Annotated in this window: 14 protein-coding genes; 6 read left to right on the plus strand and 8 right to left on the minus strand. The window is 56.2% G+C overall.

The genetic code is table 11. The features are described 5' to 3' along the window. Positions 1–3: 3 nt before the first annotated feature. The 3 genes from lolA to lrp form a co-directional block, all read right to left on the minus strand. The gene (lolA, locus tag ABLV78_RS17085; RefSeq protein WP_015367486.1) at positions 4–615 is read right to left on the minus strand and encodes an outer membrane lipoprotein periplasmic chaperone LolA; all 612 of its coding nucleotides are present in this window, start codon (positions 613–615) and stop codon (positions 4–6) included. Positions 616–737: 122 nt separating this feature from the next. Further along, the gene (ftsK, locus tag ABLV78_RS17090) at positions 738–4,637 is read right to left on the minus strand and encodes a DNA translocase FtsK (protein ID WP_059342033.1); all 3,900 of its coding nucleotides are present in this window, start codon (positions 4,635–4,637) and stop codon (positions 738–740) included. A gap of 135 nt (positions 4,638–4,772) precedes the next feature. Next, positions 4,773–5,267 (minus strand): leucine-responsive transcriptional regulator Lrp, encoded by a 495-nt coding sequence (lrp, locus tag ABLV78_RS17095; protein WP_000228469.1) that lies wholly within the window; start codon positions 5,265–5,267, stop codon positions 4,773–4,775. A gap of 532 nt (positions 5,268–5,799) precedes the next feature. Here lrp and trxB point away from each other — a divergent pair. The 5 genes from trxB to infA all read left to right on the plus strand — a co-directional run bounded on the left by trxB (position 5,800) and on the right by infA (position 11,696). Then, a complete protein-coding gene (gene trxB / locus ABLV78_RS17100) occupies positions 5,800–6,768 on the plus strand; it encodes a thioredoxin-disulfide reductase (RefSeq protein WP_045396241.1) in 969 nt (322 codons plus the stop codon). A gap of 114 nt (positions 6,769–6,882) precedes the next feature. Continuing rightward, a complete protein-coding gene (gene cydD / locus ABLV78_RS17105) occupies positions 6,883–8,649 on the plus strand; it encodes a heme ABC transporter permease/ATP-binding protein CydD (RefSeq protein WP_047049029.1) in 1,767 nt (588 codons plus the stop codon). Continuing rightward, on the plus strand, positions 8,650–10,371 hold the full coding sequence (cydC, locus tag ABLV78_RS17110) for a heme ABC transporter ATP-binding protein/permease CydC (RefSeq protein WP_047049032.1): 1,722 nt from the start codon (positions 8,650–8,652) through the stop codon (positions 10,369–10,371). 42 nt (positions 10,372–10,413) lie between these two features. After that, a complete protein-coding gene (aat, locus tag ABLV78_RS17115; protein WP_045396250.1) occupies positions 10,414–11,118 on the plus strand; it encodes a leucyl/phenylalanyl-tRNA--protein transferase in 705 nt (234 codons plus the stop codon). Between the two features lie 359 nt (positions 11,119–11,477). Then, positions 11,478–11,696, plus strand: a complete 219-nt coding sequence (gene infA, locus ABLV78_RS17120) for a translation initiation factor IF-1 (RefSeq protein WP_001040187.1) — start codon at positions 11,478–11,480, stop codon at positions 11,694–11,696. Between the two features lie 77 nt (positions 11,697–11,773). Here infA and ABLV78_RS17125 read toward each other — a convergent pair whose 3' ends face one another. Genes ABLV78_RS17125 through clpS form a run of 3 tightly spaced genes read right to left on the minus strand, consistent with a single transcriptional unit; the run spans position 11,774 to position 14,981 of the window. Beyond that, positions 11,774–12,334: a hypothetical protein gene (locus ABLV78_RS17125; RefSeq protein WP_141097056.1), complete on the minus strand. Its 561-nt coding sequence runs from the start codon at positions 12,332–12,334 to the stop codon at positions 11,774–11,776. Positions 12,335–12,353: 19 nt separating this feature from the next. Continuing rightward, positions 12,354–14,633, minus strand: coding sequence for an ATP-dependent Clp protease ATP-binding subunit ClpA (gene clpA / locus ABLV78_RS17130; RefSeq protein WP_015367493.1), 2,280 nt, complete (start codon positions 14,631–14,633; stop codon positions 12,354–12,356). A 30-nt stretch (positions 14,634–14,663) separates the two neighbouring features. Continuing rightward, a complete protein-coding gene (gene clpS / locus ABLV78_RS17135; RefSeq protein ID WP_015367494.1) occupies positions 14,664–14,981 on the minus strand; it encodes an ATP-dependent Clp protease adapter ClpS in 318 nt (105 codons plus the stop codon). Between the two features lie 325 nt (positions 14,982–15,306). On the opposite strand from clpS, the gene cspD reads away from it, so the two are divergent. After that, complete coding sequence (cspD, locus tag ABLV78_RS17140; RefSeq protein ID WP_015367495.1) at positions 15,307–15,528, plus strand: cold shock-like protein CspD; 222 nt, start codon at positions 15,307–15,309, stop codon at positions 15,526–15,528. Positions 15,529–15,596: 68 nt separating this feature from the next. On the opposite strand, the gene macB is transcribed toward cspD, so the two are convergent. Together macB and macA are read right to left on the minus strand one after the other, a co-directional pair. After that, positions 15,597–17,543: a macrolide ABC transporter ATP-binding protein/permease MacB gene (gene macB, locus ABLV78_RS17145; RefSeq protein ID WP_047049037.1), complete on the minus strand. Its 1,947-nt coding sequence runs from the start codon at positions 17,541–17,543 to the stop codon at positions 15,597–15,599. Continuing rightward, positions 17,540–18,655, minus strand: coding sequence for a macrolide transporter subunit MacA (gene macA, locus ABLV78_RS17150; RefSeq protein WP_045396263.1), 1,116 nt, complete (start codon positions 18,653–18,655; stop codon positions 17,540–17,542). Before macA ends, macB begins: the two co-directional genes overlap by 4 nt. Positions 18,656–18,795 lie beyond the last annotated feature (140 nt).

Genomic DNA, 18,795 nt, shown 5'->3' on the forward strand with positions numbered 1-18,795 from the left:
CCTCTACTTACGTTGATCGTCCACCGTCACCCCTTGCGGCGGTGTAAAAGTGAACTTAGATGCGTCGACGGCGCCATTCTGCTGCGACTTCAGCTGGTAGCTGCTGCGCTGATCGTCTTGCTCAACGGCGCTGAACTGATGGATAGTGCCGTCACGGCCCACATTGATTGTGAACTGCTTCAGGTTGCCGTTACCGCTTTTCGGCGTCAGCACAAAATCATCGCCGTTTTGCTTGATGTTGTATTGCTGCCAGTCCGCTGACTGGTTGCGGGCGATCAGCATGAACGGCGTATTGCTGGTCGCGTTTTTCAGCCAGGTCGCGGTTGCCTGCTCGACAAACGGGTTGTAGAACCACAGCGTTTTCCCATCCGACACCAGAATACTTTCATCCGGCTGGGTCATGTGCCAGTTGAACAGATTCGGGCGTTTCACCCACAAATCGCCCTGCCCGTCCTGCACGGCATTGCCGCTTGCGTCGGTTACTTTCTGAGTGAAGCTGGCATGGAAGCTGCTAACTTTATCCAGACGGCTTTTTAAGTCGCCGGCAGCGTCTGCCCAAACCTGGCTTACCACGAAGCCAGACAATAATGCACAGGTGATGGCAAGTTTCTTCATTGTTGATCCTTATTGTGCGTCACTCCCGACGCGGGAGCCTGTTCTGTCTCTACTGTAGAGTCGTTGATAACAACGGAATAGCAGAACAGGCTGATTTTGCGCTTATTTACCGAACTTTGCACTTACTCGAAGGGCGGCGGCGCCAGGACTTCACGGTTACCATTATGGCCCTGCTCACTGACGATCCCCTGGGCTTCCATCTGCTCAATGATACGCGCCGCGCGGTTATAGCCGATGCGGAACTGACGCTGTACTCCGGAGATCGAGGCTTTGCGTTTCTCGGTCACGAAGTTGACCGCCTGGTCGAACAGCGGATCCAGCTCTTCGCCGCCATCAAAGCCGCCACTACCGCCTTCGCTTTCACTGTCGGAGGTAATGCCGTCAACATACTGCGGACGACCGCGCGCTTTCCAGTCCTGAACCACGGCGTGTACTTCCTGGTCACGGACAAACGCGCCATGCACGCGAACCGGCATCGTGGAGTTAGGCCCGGAATAGAGCATATCACCCATGCCCAGCAGCGATTCTGCGCCGCCCTGGTCAAGGATGGTGCGCGAGTCAATCTTGCTTGATACGGTAAAGGCGATACGCGTCGGGATGTTGGCCTTGATAAGACCGGTAATCACGTCAACTGACGGACGCTGGGTCGCCAGCACCAGGTGAATACCCGCCGCGCGCGCTTTCTGCGCCAGACGCGCAATAAGCTCTTCTACCTTCTTACCGACGGTCATCATCAGATCGGCGAATTCATCCACCAGTACCACGATATACGGCAGTTTTTCCAGCACCGGATGTACGGCATCCATGCTGTCGCCCGGTTTCCAGTACGGATCCGGGATCGGACGTCCCATACGCGCGGCTTCAGCGATCTTCTCGTTGTAGCCCGCCAGATTACGCACGCCCAGCGCCGACATCAGCTTATAACGGCGCTCCATTTCGTTGACGCTCCAGCGCAGCGCATTAGCGGCGTCTTTCATGTCGGTGACCACTTCCGTCAGCAGATGCGGGATACCTTCGTACACCGACAGCTCAAGCATTTTCGGGTCGATCATGATGAAACGCACGTCTTCCGGCTGCGCCTTGTAGAGCATGCTGAGGATCATGGCGTTCACGCCAACCGATTTACCAGAACCGGTGGTACCGGCAACCAGCAGATGCGGCATTTTCGCCAGATCGGCCACCACCGGATCGCCGGCGATATCTTTACCCAGCACCACGGTAAGCGGCGATGGGTTCTCGCGGAATTTCGGACAATCGAGCACTTCGCGCAGGTATACGGTCTGGCGTTTTTTGTTCGGTAATTCCAGGCCGACGTAAGGTTTACCCGGAATGACTTCCACCACGCGCACCGCCACGGTCGACAGCGAACGCGCAAGGTCGCGCGACAGGTTAGAGATTCGCGCGGCCTTCACCCCAGGCGCGAGGTTCAGCTCGAAGCGGGTGATCACCGGGCCAGGCGAGTAGTTCACCACATCCGCTTTGATGCGGAAATCGGCGAGACGCGCTTCGACCAGGCGCGCCATCTGCTCAAGCGCAAAGGTATCAACAGGTTCAACTTCGCTCGGCGGCGGCGTCAGGAGATCCAGCGACGGCAGCGGAGTCGTCGGTCTTTGCAGCGGACGGCTGTCGCCATTACGCATCAGCAATGGATGAATAAGGCTATCCTGCGGCTGCGGCGCGGGCGGCTGATAACCCTGCGGAGCAACCGGCTGTTGCTGCTGCACTGGCTGTTGAGCAGTCTGATAAGCCTGCGGCTGCGGCGCTACCGGCTGATGGTGTACGGGCGGCTGCGCAGGTTGATAACCCTGCTGCGGCGCGGCTGCCGGTTGTTGGTAGTGCTGAGCCGGTTGCTGGGGCTGCACTTCCGGCGTCGGCATAAACAGCGGCTCGCTCGGACCATCATTGACCAGCGTTTTCATCGGCGAGAACTCATAGTCCGCCGGTGAGAAAGGATTGGCTCCCGGCGGCTGCTCGCTGGCATAGCGCTGCTGCTGGGTCGCGGCAAACTGGCGAGCCAGTTCCGCTTCAGCGGCTGCGTCTTCGTCCTGCTCATCGCTTTCTGACTCCCAGGACTCGCCATAGCGCTGTTGCTGGGTTGCGGCAAACTGGCGCGCCAGCTCGTCTTGTTCCAGCGCATCGGCTTCTTCGTCGCTCAACGGCTCGTTATCGTAATGCTGTTCCAGCTCGGCCCGACGCGCGCGCTCTTCAGCAATACGCTGAGACGGCAGCTTAATGCCATAGGAAGCAAGCTCCCGACGCGTCGGCACGCGGACGCGATTCGGGCGCGGCAATTTCGGACCGATGCCTTCTTTAACCTGTACCCGCGGGCCGCTGGATGCCGGGCTGAAAACTGGCGCTGCGTCGGCGGCGGCTGACGCCGCTGAAGCGGCTGCGGCTGCGCTGCCAGACGTCGTGGCCTGATGAACGCCAGCGGCGACGGCGGTCGCAGCGGCGGCATCGACGGACGGCATGGATGGGGCAGCCGGGGCGGTTATCGGTTTGGTTGCTACCGGGCTCGCCGGTTCAGGGATTGGCTGATACCAGGACTCCAGCAACTCACGCTCGCGCGCACGTTTCTCTTCGACTTCCTCGAAGTAGTACATCGGCGGGCGTTTAGTTTCTTCCTGAGGCGCTTCAGGCTCAGCGGCAGGCGCCGGTTCCTGATGGTAAACAGGCTGTTGAACAGCCGGTTCAGGCTGATAAACCGGCGGCTGCTGCGGCGCGTATTCCGGCTGATACACCGGTTGCTGCGGATGCGCGGCTTCCGGCGGGTAAACCGGCGGCTGCTGCGGCGCGTATTCCGGCTGGTACACCGGCTGCTGCGGATGCGCGGCTTCCGGCGGGTAAACCGGCGGCTGCTGCGGCGCGTATTCAGGTTGATACACCGGCTGCTGCGGATGCGCGGCTTCCGGTTGATAAACCGGTGGCTGCTGCGGCGCGTATTCCGGCTGATACACTGGTGGTTGCAGGTGGGCAGCCTCCGGTTGATATACCTGCCCTGTCCCCTGCTCCGCCCATGCCTGCGGCACAGCTGCAGCGGCGGAAGCCGCGCCGATCGGGTCGGCAACCGTATGGCCATTCAGTAGCGGATCGTAAGGGTCTAAATCGCCAGGACGCGCGGCGCTGGCGCCTGAGAACAGGACATCATCGGCCGCGACAGGCGCGCCGCTGGCGCTATATTGTACGGCTTCCGCATCATCCATACGTTTACCGGAGAACAGTGCGGCATCCGTTTTACGCCCCATCGGGTTGGCGAATTTTTCCGCCAGACGCTTACGACGCGCTAACGCGCTGCGCAAAATGCGGGCTCGACGCGATTCCCGCGGCTGCGCGGTATCGTCGTCGTCTTCATCTTCATATTCCTCATCTTCATATTCGCCTTCATCAACCCAGGTATCGTCCCGACGGGTACGATTACTGGCAAAGGTCAAAATAGAAAGGATGGCGCCGCCGAGTTTCTCGGCAATGCTGACCCATGACCAGCCGGTGAACAGCGTTAAACCGGCGGCCCAGATGCATAGCAGAGCGATTGTACCGCCGCTGCTGTGCAGCAAAGGTTGCAATGTGGTGCTAAGCAGGCTGCCAATGACGCCGCCGGAGGCAAAGTACCAGATATCATCGGCGTTGATCGCCGCCAGACCGCAGGAGGTGAGAATGAGCGCCAGCGCGCCGATCAGGCGCAGCGAAACAGCAAAGTAATCGACGTATTCGTCATTTTCCTGATGACGCCATGCAAACCAGCAGCCGCCGATGATAATCACGGGGATGGTGTACGCCATTACGCCAAAGATGAAAAATAGCGTGTCCGCCAGCCACGCTCCGGGCATGCCGCCCAGATTATGGATAGGCTCATGCCAGGCGGTCTGTGACCAACTGGGATCGGATGGATTAAAGCTCAGTAATGCCGCCATCAGCCAGATGGCAAAAAGAGAGCAAAGGATGAGTAACGCCTCAAGAACGCGGCGCCCGCTGCTTAGCTTCGTTAGTTTGACTTCTTTGTCTTCGGTGTATTCCTGGCTCAAGAAAGGCTCTCCAGGTATCAGGCAATTTCCTGCCTGCTGCTAAAACGGACAACAGCGCCGGGTCTCCCCGGCACTGTTGCTGTATGGATTAACAGGAGTGTAATCAAACTACGTCGATTTTGCACCTGTTCCGTGTTAGCGCGTCTTGATTACCAGACGATTACTCTGCTTGACTTCTTCCATAACCACGTAGGTACGGGTGTCGTTTACGCCCGGCAGGCGCAGCAGGGTTTCGCCCAGCAATTTACGATACGCTGACATGTCCGGTACGCGGGTTTTCAACAGATAGTCAAAATCACCGGATACCAGATGACACTCTTGAATTTCTTCAAGTTTTTGCACTGCGGCGTTAAATTGCTCAAACACATCCGGCGCACCACGATTCAGAGTAATCTCAACAAATACCAGAAGTGATGCATCCAGATAATGCGGGTTGAGCAGCGCCGTATAGCCCTGAATAAAACCCTGTCTTTCCAGTCGACGCACGCGCTCAAGGCAAGGCGTCGGAGAAAGTCCCACCCGTTTGGAAAGCTCGACGTTGGAAATACGCCCGTCTTTTTGCAGTTCATTCAGAATGTTACGATCGATGCGGTCGAGATCTTTGCCAGGGCGTTTCTTGCTATCTACCATTATTATTGTCTCTCTGTATTCCTTCCCTACTCCTGTTCTGACTCTGCGCCTTCACTGCCAGAGCCCATCCCGTTATTACCCGTACGACGTTGAGTAACCCAGGGGTACGTGAGAAGCCCGTTGCCTGATGGCAGTCACCGACATCACGCATGGCGTCTGTCCACACCATGCGTAGATTTCGCTGACCCGGATAAAAATGGCATTTGCGTGCATGAACATTCGCCACACGCTAAACACTGCTTTTCTTCTTCCATGAATGTTTTCGCAAAAGCACAGGGGATTGTCAAAGCAAAACATCGATTTTTAGTACAAGATGCCAGATATTCATCATCAACCCCCTCTGAATCTCATGTTTTCATCTTATAATCAGGGCGCTAACAGTAGAATTAATTATATTTTCCGCTCGTTAAATCGCCAATTCATCGGCGGGTTCTATTGCACATATCGTTAACAAAATCGCTACGCTCTTTTTTTACGCCCGCAAATTCCCTACAATCCAGCGCAATGTATGCCAATAAAATATGGGGATCTCATGGGCACAGCCAAACACAGTAAACTGCTTATTCTAGGTTCTGGACCTGCAGGATATACCGCGGCGGTCTATGCTGCGCGCGCAAACCTGCAGCCGGTGCTGATCACCGGCATGGAAAAAGGCGGTCAGCTGACCACCACCACTGAAGTGGAAAACTGGCCAGGCGACCCAAACGATCTGACCGGTCCGCTGCTCATGGAACGTATGCACGAGCATGCCACCAAGTTCGAAACTGAAATTATTTTCGATCACATCAGCAGCGTCGATCTGCAGAACCGTCCGTTCCGCCTGGTCGGCGACAGCGGCGAGTACACCTGTGACGCGCTGATTATCGCTACCGGCGCTTCCGCCCGCTATCTGGGTCTGCCTTCTGAAGAAGCTTTTAAAGGCCGCGGCGTCTCTGCCTGCGCCACCTGCGACGGTTTCTTCTATCGCAACCAGAAAGTCGCGGTTATCGGCGGCGGCAACACGGCGGTTGAAGAAGCGCTGTATCTGTCCAACATTGCTGCTGAAGTGCATCTGATCCACCGTCGCGACTCCTTCCGCGCGGAAAAAATCCTCATCAAACGCCTGATGGATAAAGTGGAAAGCGGCAACATTGTCCTGCACACCGATCGCACACTGGAAGAGGTCACCGGCGACCAGATGGGCGTCAGCGGCCTGCGTCTGCGCGATACCAAAAACAGCGATAACGTTGAGACTCTGGAAGTTGCCGGCCTGTTCGTCGCCATTGGACACAGCCCGAACACCGCTATCTTTGAAGGTCAGTTAGCGCTGGAAAACGGTTATATCAAAGTACAGTCCGGCATCCACGGCAACGCCACGCAGACCAGTATCCCTGGCGTCTTCGCAGCAGGCGACGTGATGGACCATATCTACCGTCAGGCGATTACCTCCGCCGGTACCGGCTGTATGGCCGCACTGGACGCGGAACGCTACCTGGATGGTTTAGCTGACGCTTGCAAATAATCTTTACAAGTCAGTAACAAAAGTAAAGAAGGCGACGAAAAGTCGCCTTTATTTTTGCCTCGTTGTAACATTGCCGTGCCCAAAAATCTCATAACGACACCTGCTAAGCGCGCAATGAATAAAACCCGTCAACAAGAGTTAACCCGCTGGTTAAAAGAAAAAAGCATTATCTCCCGTCGCTGGTTGATGATTTCTCGCCTGCTGGGCGTCGTGAGCGGTCTGTTGATCGTCGCTCAGGCGTGGTTCCTGGCGCGAATACTTCACCGAATGATTATGGAAAATATCCCGGCGACGGCGCTGCTGCTGCCGTTTACCTTGCTGGCGCTGGTGCTGATCCTGCGCGCCTGGGTGGTGTGGCTACGCGAACGCGTCGGCTTCCACGCCGGCCAGCATATCCGTTATGAAATTCGCCGCCAGGTGCTGGACCGCCTTCAGCAGGCGGGCCCGGCCTGGATTCAGGGAAAACCCGCCGGCAGTTGGGCGACGCTCATCCTTGAGCAAATCGATGATATGCATGATTACTACGCGCGCTATCTGCCGCAGATGACGCTGGCCGCCTGCGTGCCGCTGCTAATTGTTATCACTATCTTCCCCAGCAACTGGGCTGCCGCGCTAATTTTGCTCGGCACCGCCCCGCTGATCCCGCTCTTTATGGCGCTGGTAGGGATGGGCGCCGCCGATGCTAACCGGCGTAACTTCCTCGCCCTCGGTCGCCTTAGCGGCCACTTCCTTGACCGCCTGCGCGGCATGGAAACGCTGCGCCTGTTCAACCGCGGCGAAGCGGAAATCAATAATATTCGCGACGCATCGCAGGATTTCCGCCAGCGGACGATGGAAGTCCTGCGTCTGGCCTTCCTTTCCTCCGGCGTGCTGGAGTTCTTTACCTCGCTTTCCATCGCGCTGGTGGCAGTCTATTTCGGTTTTTCCTACCTCGGCGAGCTCGACTTCGGACACTACGGCGTCGGCGTCACGCTGATGTCCGGTTTTTTAACCCTGATTCTGGCGCCGGAGTTTTTCCAGCCGCTGCGTGATTTAGGTACATTTTACCATGCCAAGGCGCAGGCCATTGGCGCCGCGGATAGCCTGAAGACCTTTATGGAAACTCCGCTGGCGCAGGCTCAAAGGGGCGAGAAAACGCTGAGCGATCATGAACTGATTCGCCTTGAAGCCCGCGATCTGATAGTCAAATCACCGGATGGCAAAACGCTGGCAGGCCCGCTTACTTTCACCCTGAACGCCGGAGAACGTGTGGTACTGGTTGGCCAGAGCGGCTCCGGTAAAAGCTCGCTGCTGAATACGCTGACCGGCTTTCTTCCCTATGAAGGTTCGCTACAGGTCAACGGCGTCGAGTTGCGCGATCTCGATGCTGAACGCTGGCGTCGGCTAATTAGCTGGGTCGGACAGAACCCGCAGCTGCCCGCCGCCACTCTGCGGGAAAACGTGCTGCTGGCGTGGCCAGAAGCCACGGAAGCGCAGCTACAGCTGGCCCTGGATAAGGCCTGGGTTAGCGAGTTTATCTCCCAACTGCCGCAAGGTATTAATACCCCGGTTGGCGATCAGGCTGGTGGCCTTTCGGTCGGCCAGGCCCAGCGAGTTGCCGTTGCACGCGCGCTGCTGGTACCGTGCCGCCTGTTGCTACTGGATGAACCAGCAGCCAGCCTTGATGCCCATAGCGAACAGCGTGTCATGCAGGCGCTATCTAACGCGTCGACCGAGCAGACCACGCTGATGGTCACTCACCAACTGGCAGGGCTGGTCGACTGGGATGCTATCTGGGTAATGCAGAATGGTCAGATTGTCGAGCAAGGCGACTATGCGCAGCTTTCTGCCGCCGGCGGCGCGTTTGCCTCACTGTTAGCACATCGCCAGGAGGAAATTTAAATGCGCGCACTATTACCCTATCTGGCGCTATACAAACGCCACAAATGGCTGCTGACTCTCGGCGTGGTGCTGGCTATCGTCACTCTTTTGGCAAGTATCGGGCTGTTGACGCTTTCCGGCTGGTTCCTGTCTGCCTCCGCCGTGGTCGGGGTCGCCGGCATTTACAGTTTTAACTACATGCTGCCCGCCGCGGGCGTTCGCGGCGCGGCGATTATTCGTACCGCCGGCCGCTACTTTGAGCGTCTGGTAAGCCATGACGCCACTTTCCGGGTATTGCAGCATCTGCGCGTCGCCACGTTTAGCAAACTACTGCCGCTCTCTCCCGCCGGGCTGGCGCGTTTTCGCCAGGGCGAGTTACTCAACCGCATCGTGGCTGATGTCGACACGCTGGATCACCTCTATCTGCGCGTGATTTCGCCGCTGGTTGGCGCGCTGGTGGTCATCCTGGTGGTAACCATCGGCTTAAGCGTACTTGACGTCACCCTGGCGCTGACGCTTGGCGGCATTATGCTGGCGACGCTACTCCTGCTGCCGCCGCTGTTTTACCGTGCCGGTAAACCGACCGGGGAGCAGATCACCCAGCTCCGCGGGCAGTATCGCCAGCAACTCACCTCCTGGCTACAGGGGCAAGCCGAGTTAACGCTGTTTAATGCCAGCGATCGCTACCGTAAACAGATGGAAAAAACGGAACAGCGCTGGCAAGAGGCGCAGCGCCGCCAGGCTGAGCTCACCGCCCTATCGCAGGCGCTGATGCTGCTGATTGGCGGCATCGCGGTGATCGCCATGCTGTGGATGGCATCCGACGGCGTTGGCGGTAATAGCCAGCCGGGGGCGCTCATCGCCCTCTTCGTTTTCTGCGCCTTAGCGGCATTTGAAGCGCTGGCACCGGTCACCGGCGCCTTCCAGCATCTCGGCCAGGTCATCGCGTCAGCGCGTCGCATTACGCAGATCACCGAGCAGCAGCCCGAAGTGACGTTCAGCCAGCAGGCGCCGCAAAGCATCTCCCGGGTAGCGCTTACCCTGGACGAGGTAACCTTCCGCTATCCGCAACAGTCGACACCGGCGCTGAACGATATTTCGCTACAGGTCGCGGCGGGTGAGCATATCGCCATTCTTGGCCGTACCGGCTGCGGTAAATCGACTCTGCTACAGTTATTGACCCGCGCCTGGGATCCGGCCAGCGGCCAGATTCAGCTAAATGGTCAGCCTCTTAGCGATCTGTCGGAAACGACTCTGCGCCAGGCGATGAGCGTCGTACCGCAGCGAGTACATCTGTTCAGCGCGACGCTGCGCGATAATCTGCTGCTTGCCGCGCCGCAGGCCAGCGACGGCGAGCTCAGCGATACGCTCAAGCGCGTCGGTCTCGACAAACTGCTGGAAGATGGCGGCCTGAATAGCTGGCTCGGCGAGGGCGGTCGTCAGCTTTCCGGCGGCGAGCTACGTCGACTGGCTATCGCCCGCGCGCTATTGCACAATGCGCCGCTAATGCTGCTTGATGAACCTACCGAAGGCCTCGATGCGACAACGGAAAGCCAGATCCTTGATTTACTTAGCGAAGTGATGCGCGATAAAACCGTGTTGATGGTCACCCACCGCCTGCGTGGACTGGCGCGGTTTAATCAGATAATAGTCATGGACAACGGACAAATTATTGAGCAAGGTAGTCACGCAGAGCTGCTGGCGAAACAGGGCCGCTATTACCAGTTTAAGCAACGTCTGTAAGCTATTATTGTCAACAATTGCTGGTGCGTATTGAGGTCAAAAATGCGTCTGGTTCAGCTCTCTCGTGACTCTATCGCCTTCCCTTCCCCGGAAGGCGCCCTGCGTGAACCAAATGGCCTGCTGGCGCTGGGCGGCGATCTGAGCCCCGCTCGCCTGCTCATGGCCTATCAGCGCGGTATTTTTCCATGGTTTTCTCCCGGCGACCCTATTTTATGGTGGTCGCCCGACCCACGTGCCGTGCTGTGGCCGGAGCAATTCCACTTTAGCCGCAGCATGAAGCGCTTTCATCAACGCTCTCCCTATCGGGTGACGCTTAACCACGCCTTCGGCCAGGTTATCGAGGGCTGCGCCAGCCATCGTGATGAAGGCACCTGGATCACTCCCAGCATCGTTCAGGCCTATCACCAGTTACATGAACTCGGTCATGCTCATTCAATAGAAGTGTGGGATGAGGAGACGCTGGTCGGCGGCATGTACGGCGTGGCGCAGGGGGCGCTGTTTTGCGGCGAATCGATGTTCAGCCGGGCGGAAAATGCCTCTAAAACCGCGCTGATGATCTTCTGTCAGGCTTTTGCCCAGGATGGCGGTAGATTAATTGACTGTCAGGTACTTAACGCGCACACCGCCTCTTTAGGGGCGATTGAAATTCCGCGCCGCGATTATCTCGATTACCTTTCCGTATTACGCACCTACCGCTTACCGGAGCGATTTTGGGTACCACGGGTGCTATTTACCGGTAATGGATAAATGTTTTCAGCACATTTCTTAGCGTGGTGGTATAATTGCGCGGTAGAGTAGCTTCTGCCTGTTGCCCCGCCGCCGTTTGGGAATAATAAGAGTCAGATAACGCCCATCGTTCTGTCACTGCCCTTTACGTTTGCGCCTGTCATGTGGTTTCACCGCGTGTATTCCGGGCAATGCGCCAAAACTACTTCGGCGATTTATACCCGTCATGTTTTAAGCTACAGGCGCTGGCTGCGCGTAATTATTTATCGCCAGCCTGCGACGCGAACTGTTTTGGGTATACGTAAAACTTTACATACTTGATGAACTTCGGCATTATCTTGCCGGTTCAAAACTACGGTAGTGATACCCCAGAGGACTAGATGGCCAAAGAAGACAATATTGAAATGCAGGGCACCGTACTTGAAACGTTGCCTAACACTATGTTCCGCGTAGAACTGGAAAACGGTCACGTGGTAACTGCGCATATTTCCGGTAAAATGCGTAAAAACTACATCCGCATTCTGACGGGCGACAAAGTGACTGTTGAGCTGACCCCGTACGACCTGAGCAAAGGCCGCATTGTCTTCCGTAGTCGCTAATTGTTTCCGCCGCTAAGGCGTCAGATGCTGAAGGCCGGGCAATGCCCGGTCTTTTCATTTCTGCCTACCGCGCCGATTTACTCAGCCATCTCTTTAGCTATCGGTAGAGTATTGTTTAGCGCTTCTTTCGGCACATGGGCGCTCAGTTTATCGACACCGATAAAGTCTGAGGCAAAGCCGGAAAAAACCATTAAGCCATAATCGGTAGTAATAGTTTTCTCCGTCATATAGTTTTGTGACTGGCTCATGGTGTTAATTTTCTTTCCCTTCTCCATTTTTACCAGCATTCCTGCCCCTTTGAGCAACAGGGCGCACGCGGGAATTTGCTCCTCTTTGCGTTTTTCCGCAGGCACATCGACGCTGCGAGAGTGCACATATTTATCCGAACCGGCGGGAAAATAAGCGTGATAGGTTGACTGCCCCGAGATTTTGACCAGGTAAAACGGGCTATCAGCACCGCTAAAGCGGTAGCTACCCGTCATATCCGGACATTGCGCCAGAGCATTAAAAGAAAGCAGCACCAGCGAGGCGCAGCACGACATTTTTGCACATTTCATCATTTCGTCCTTGTGGTTACATCCATCCGTTTTAACGCTAATAAAAAAAGACCGGGCTGTCACCAGCCCGGTCTTTATCACTGAACAATTCAGAATTTATTTAATGCGCCGCTTCCGGTTTGTGCTTTTGCGCGCTGTGGAAACCGTAAGTCAGCACGTTATTAGCTTTATCCAGCTCAACGGTGACCTGACCGCCGTCCACCAGCGAACCAAACAGCAGCTCATTCGCCAATGGTTTCTTCAGGTTGTCCTGAATCACCCGCGCCATTGGACGCGCACCCATTGCCCGGTCATAGCCTTTCTCAGCCAGCCAGTCACGCGCTTCCTGACTCACTTCCAGCGACACGCCTTTCTGATCCAGCTGTACCTGCAGCTCGACGATAAACTTATCTACCACCTGATGGATCACGGTCGTAGAGAGGTGATCGAACCAGATGATGTTGTCGAGACGGTTACGGAACTCCGGCGTAAAGATCTTTTTGATCTCTTCCATCGCATCGGTACTGTTATCCTGCTGGATAAGACCAATCGATTTACGCTCGGTTTCACGCACCCCGGCGTTGGTGGTCATCACCAGCACCACGTTGCGGAAGTCCGCTTTACGGCCGTTGTTATCGGTCAGCGTACCGTTATCCATCACCTGCAGCAGGATATTGAAGACATCCGGATGCGCTTTTTCGATCTCATCAAGCAGCAGCACCGCGTGCGGATGTTTGATCACCGCATCGGTCAACAGCCCGCCCTGATCGAAACCGACGTATCCCGGAGGCGCGCCAATCAAGCGGCTAACGGTATGACGTTCCATATACTCAGACATATCAAACCGCAACAGCTCAATGCCCAGCGCTTTCGCCAGCTGCACGGTGACTTCGGTTTTCCCTACCCCGGTCGGCCCGGCGAACAAGAAAGAACCAACCGGTTTATGCTCATGGCCAAGCCCGGCACGCGCCATCTTGATCGCTTCAGTCAGCGCTTCAATCGCCTTATCCTGACCAAAGACCAGCATTTTCAGGCGATCGCCAAGGTTCTTCAGCGTATCGCGATCGCTGCGGGAGACGCTCTTCTCCGGAATACGCGCGATGCGCGCAACCACGGACTCGATATCCGCCACATTGACCGTTTTCTTGCGTTTGCTGACCGGCATCAGCCGCGCCCGCGCGCCCGCTTCGTCGATCACGTCAATTGCCTTATCCGGCAAATGACGATCGTTGATGTATTTCACCGCCAGCTCGACCGCCGCACGTACCGCTTTGGCGGTATAACGCACATCGTGGTGCGCTTCGTACTTCGGTTTCAAGCCGTTGATGATCTGCACCGTCTCTTCGACAGAAGGTTCGGTCACGTCGATTTTCTGGAAACGACGCGCCAGCGCGCGATCTTTTTCAAAGATGTTGCTGAATTCCTGGTAAGTCGTGGAGCCAATCACCCTGATCTTGCCGCCGGACAGCAACGGTTTGATAAGGTTAGCCGCATCAACCTGACCGCCTGAGGCTGCGCCTGCGCCGATGATGGTATGGATCTCATCGATAAACAGGATGCTATTGGTATCCTGCTCAAGCTGTTTCAGCAGCGCTTTAAAGCGTTTTTCAAAATCGCCGCGATATTTGGTCCCAGCCAGCAGCGAACCGATATCCAACGAGTAAATGGTGCAATCCGCCATCACTTCCGGTACGTCACCCTGGACGATACGCCAGGCGAGCCCTTCCGCAATCGCGGTCTTGCCGACGCCGGATTCACCCACCAGTAGCGGGTTGTTCTTACGGCGGCGGCACAATACCTGTATGGCACGCTCCAGCTCTTTATCGCGGCCAATCAGCGGATCGATGCCGCCCACGCGCGCAAGCTGGTTAAGATTGGTGGTGAAGTTTTCCATACGATCCTCCCCGCCTGCTTGCTCTTCGTTACCCGGCTGACTCGCGTTGTTTTCCGAAGGCTGGCTGGGCTCGTCTTTGCGCGTGCCGTGAGAGATGAAATTCACCACATCAAGGCGGCTGACTTCATGTTTACGCAGCAGATAGGCGGCCTGCGACTCCTGCTCGCTGAAAATCGCGACCAGTACGTTGGCGCCGGTCACTTCGCTGCGACCGGAGGATTGGACGTGAAAAACCGCACGCTGCAGCACGCGCTGGAAGCTTAGCGTCGGCTGGGTGTCTCGCTCTTCTTCCGTTGCCGGAAGGACGGGAGTGGTCTGTTCGATGAAGGCTTCAAGTTCCTGACGCAAAGCGACCAGGTCCACGGAACAGGCTTCCAGCGCTTCGCGTGCCGAGGGGTTGCTGAGTAAAGCCAGCAACAAGTGCTCGACGGTCATAAATTCATGACGGTGCTCGCGCGCTCTGGCGAAAGCCATGTTTAAACTGAGTTCCAGTTCTTGATTGAGCATAGGCACCTCCCCCAATTTTCATGCCTGTAATCAGGCTTTCTCTAGCGTACACAGCAATGGATGCTCGTTCTCCTTCGCGTACTGGTTCACCATAGCGACTTTGGTTTCCGCAACTTCGGCGGTGAAAACGCCGCAAATCGCCTTACCTTCATAGTGAACCGTGAGCATCAGTTGCGTTGCACGTTCTACATCATAAGAAAAGAATTTTTGTAACACGTCAATAACAAACTCCATTGGAGTGTAGTCATCATTGACTAATATCACTTTATACATAGATGGTGGTTTAAGCGCATCACGAACTTCATCTTCTACCAGTTGATCGAAGTCCAGCCAATCTCTCTTACTCATCGTCAATGTTCGTCATCGGTTGCTGTTGCCAACAGGCCGCGGCCTGTCGATGATCTGAGGTTATGCACGTTACAAATCTACAATAGATCATAGATAACTATCATCTATTGCTTCCATCCGCGACGCCTGTCACATTCCCCAGCAATAGCGTTAACTGCTTCAAATTTTGACGCATTTTTCACCGTTCACCCTCGTCAATTGCTTGACGCATTTCCGTATTTCTCTAAATTGTACTGGCGAGAGTTGGCGAGCAATTGTACAACTCGTGACTCCCCTACCGGTTCATTCCATCTTACTTATAAAGATTTACGAAGGATGTCGAAGTATGGAAATGGGTACTGTTAAGTGGTTCAACAATGCCAAAGGGTTCGGTTTTATTTGCCCTGAGGGCGGCGGCGAAGACATTTTCGCCCATTACTCCACCATCCAGATGGATGGTTACAGAACGCTAAAAGCCGGGCAATCCGTTCGGTTTGATGTTCACCAGGGGCCGAAAGGCAATCACGCCAGCGTGATTGTTCCTGTGGAAGCAGAAACGGCTGCATAACTCTTTTGCTTCATTGTGTACATCCTGCTAATAAAATGCCAGTCCTTCTGACTGGCATTTTTATCTCATTACTCCCGCGCCAACGCATCCACCGGGTCTAATCGCGCCGCATTACGCGCCGGCAACCAGCCAAACAGCACCCCGGTTAACGTCGAACACAAAAATGCGGTCAACAGCGCCAGCGGCGAAAAACCGATTTCCCAACCGGGTAAGAACAGTTGCAGAATGAACGCGATCATCAACGACAAACTCACTCCGATGGCGCCGCCCACCAGGCAAACCAGTACCGCTTCAATAAGAAACTGCTGCAGTACATCCCGGGCCCGGGCGCCAACCGCCATGCGGATACCGATTTCACGGGTGCGTTCCGTGACTGACACCAGCATGATATTCATTACCCCAATCCCGCCGACGACCAGCGCGATCACCGCCACCAGGGTCAGGAACAGCTGTAAAGTATGTGTGGTCCTTTCCGCCGTTTTCAAGATGCTGTCCATATTCCAGGTGAAAACATCTTTTTTGCCATGGCGGAGTTCCAGCAACCGCACCAGCTGCTGCTCAGCGGCGGCGCTATCGTAGCCCTCCTGCACGCGGACGGTTATCGAGTTAAGCCACGATTGCCCCATCACCCGTCCGGCCATAGTGGAATAAGGCAGCCAGACGCGGAGAATTTTGCTGCTGCCGAACATCGATTGTTTCTCATCGGCCACGCCGACAATCGTCGCCGGCATATTACCGACCAAAATCACCTCGCCGACCACTTTTGCTTTATGGGGGAATAACTGGCGACGGGCGTTGCTATCCAGCACCACCACCTGCGCCCGGCTATTCAGCTGCAGCTCATTGAACGTATTTCCCTCGCTGAACGTCATGCCGTAAACGTTGAAATATTGCGCGCCAACGCCTTCGGCGCTGGCAGCCACGTCGATGTTATTGGCGCGCAGGCGCAGGCTTTTCGATACTGCCGGCGTTGCGGAGCTCACCCACGGCTGTTTTTGAATCGCCAGCAGATCGTCATATTTTAACGCCTGCTGATAACGCGGATCGTCGTCGCCGAAATCTTTGCCGGGATAAACATCGATGGTATTGGTGCCAATGGCGCGAATATCGGCTAAGACCAACTGTTTCGCGGCATCGCCGACGACTACGATAGAGACTACCGAAGCGATACCAATGATGATGCCAAGCATGGTGAGCAGCGTACGCATTTTATTCGCCGCCATCGCCCGCCAGGCCATCACCAGCGCCTCGCGAAAACCACCGCTGAACTGACGCCAGATGGAAGGCTCCGCACGGTTTTCGGCGCGAAGCACGCCGCCTTTCTCCAGCGATAACGGCGGTGGGTTACGCACAATTTCACCGTCACGCAGTTCGATGATTCTTTCCGCCTGCGCCGCGACCTGCGGGTCGTGGGTGACGATAATCACCGTATGCCCTTGCGCCTTAAGCTGATGCAGGATGGCCATGACCTCTTCGCCTGAGCGGCTATCCAGCGCCCCGGTCGGTTCATCGGCGAGGATCACCTCGCCGCCGTTCATCAGGGCGCGGGCGATACTCACGCGCTGCTGCTGGCCACCGGAAAGCTGCGAAGGGAAGTATTCCGCCCGCTCGCCCAGCCCCAAACGAGAGAGCAAATCGCGCGCGCGTTCAAGGCGAACCCGTCGTTCTTTACCGGCATAGATGGCAGGAACCTCGACGTTTTGCGCCGCCGTCAGATGCGACAACAGATGGTAACGCTGGAAAATAAAACCGAAGTGCTCACGGCGTAGCCTGGCCAGTTCATCGCCGCTCAGATGCGCCACGTCGACCCCGGCAACCTGATAGGTGCCGCTGGTGGGCTTATCAAGGCAGCCAAGGATGTTCATCAGCGTTGATTTACCGGAACCGGAAGCCCCAACGATTGCCACCATTTCCCCTGCGGCAATACTGAGGGTGATGCCCTTTAGCACTTCAACTTCGCCGTCGCCCGAGGGGTAACTGCGGCGAATATCACGCAGTTCGAGCAGCGCCGTCATTTTGCCGCTCCGGGCGTGCTTTCGCTGATAATGACCTCATCGCCCTCTTCCAGCCCTTTCGCCACCGCCACATCGGTATCGTTACGCGCGCCGATAACAATTTCACGCTCTTTCACTTCCCCGTTGCGCAGCAGACGCACGTTGTAGCGGTTATCGCCGATGGCATCGCCCAGCGCGCTGAGCGGAATAGTAATCACATTTTTCACTTCCGCCAGTTGGATATGCACCTGCGCGGTCATCTCAAGACGCAGGATCCCCTGCGGGTTAGGGACTTCAAAACGCGCATAATAAAATATGGCATCATTGACCTTTTCCGGCGTCGGCAGAATATCCTTCAGCGTACCTTCGTAGCGGGTCAGGGGGTCGCCGAGTACCGTAAACCACGCCTTTTGCCCCGGCTTAAGATGGATTACGTCCGCTTCCGAAACCTGGGCCTTCACCAGCATGGTACTGAGATCAGCCAGGGTCAGAATATTCGGCGCCTGCTGGGCGGCAATCACCGTTTGCCCCTGCAGGGTGGTAATTTGTGTCACTTCGCCGGACATCGGCGCCAGGATGCGCGTATAGTCGAGGTTGGTTTTCGCGGTGTCGAGGGTCGCCTGGTTGCGCTTGATCTGCGCCTCGATGGTGCCGATTTGCGCCTCTTTCACCGCCACATCGGTGGCGGCGGTATCCAGATCCTGGCGTGATACCAGCTGGCGCTGCGCCAACTGTTGCTGGCGCGCTAAGGTTACCTGCGCAAGCTTACGTTCGGCCTGCGCCTGTTTAAGCTGCGCCCGCAGCTCCATGAGCGTCGCTTCGACTTCTTTAATCTGGTTTTCAGCCTGCTCCGGGTCGATAACCCCCAGTAACTGGTCCTTCTGTACTTTATCGCCAATATTGACGCGCAGCGTCTTCAACTGGCCGCTGACCTGCGCGCCGACGTCGACTTTACGCAGCGCATCTAACTTGCCCGTCGCCAGTACGCTCTGCTGCAGATCGCTTTTACGCGCCACCAGCGTTTGATACTGCGGCAACGGCGCGTTCAGAATCCGCCACCCCCAGATAGCCGCAATAACCACCACCAGCGCCAACAGCCACCAGACTTTCCTGCGTTTTCCATTCAATGTCATAAAAAATTCCTGATCTATTCCCCGCAGCCCGGAGGATGATTCTAACGGAAGCGGCGGCGAACAGAAGCCAGAATTTTAGCAATGCTTAATGTTTATTGATGTTGGGCTGCGGCTTTGTCTTGCGGCGTAACATGGCACGG

It is taken from the genome of Klebsiella sp. CN_Kp075, from assembly GCF_040065055.2.
GTDB lineage: Bacteria > Pseudomonadota > Gammaproteobacteria > Enterobacterales > Enterobacteriaceae > Klebsiella > Klebsiella aerogenes.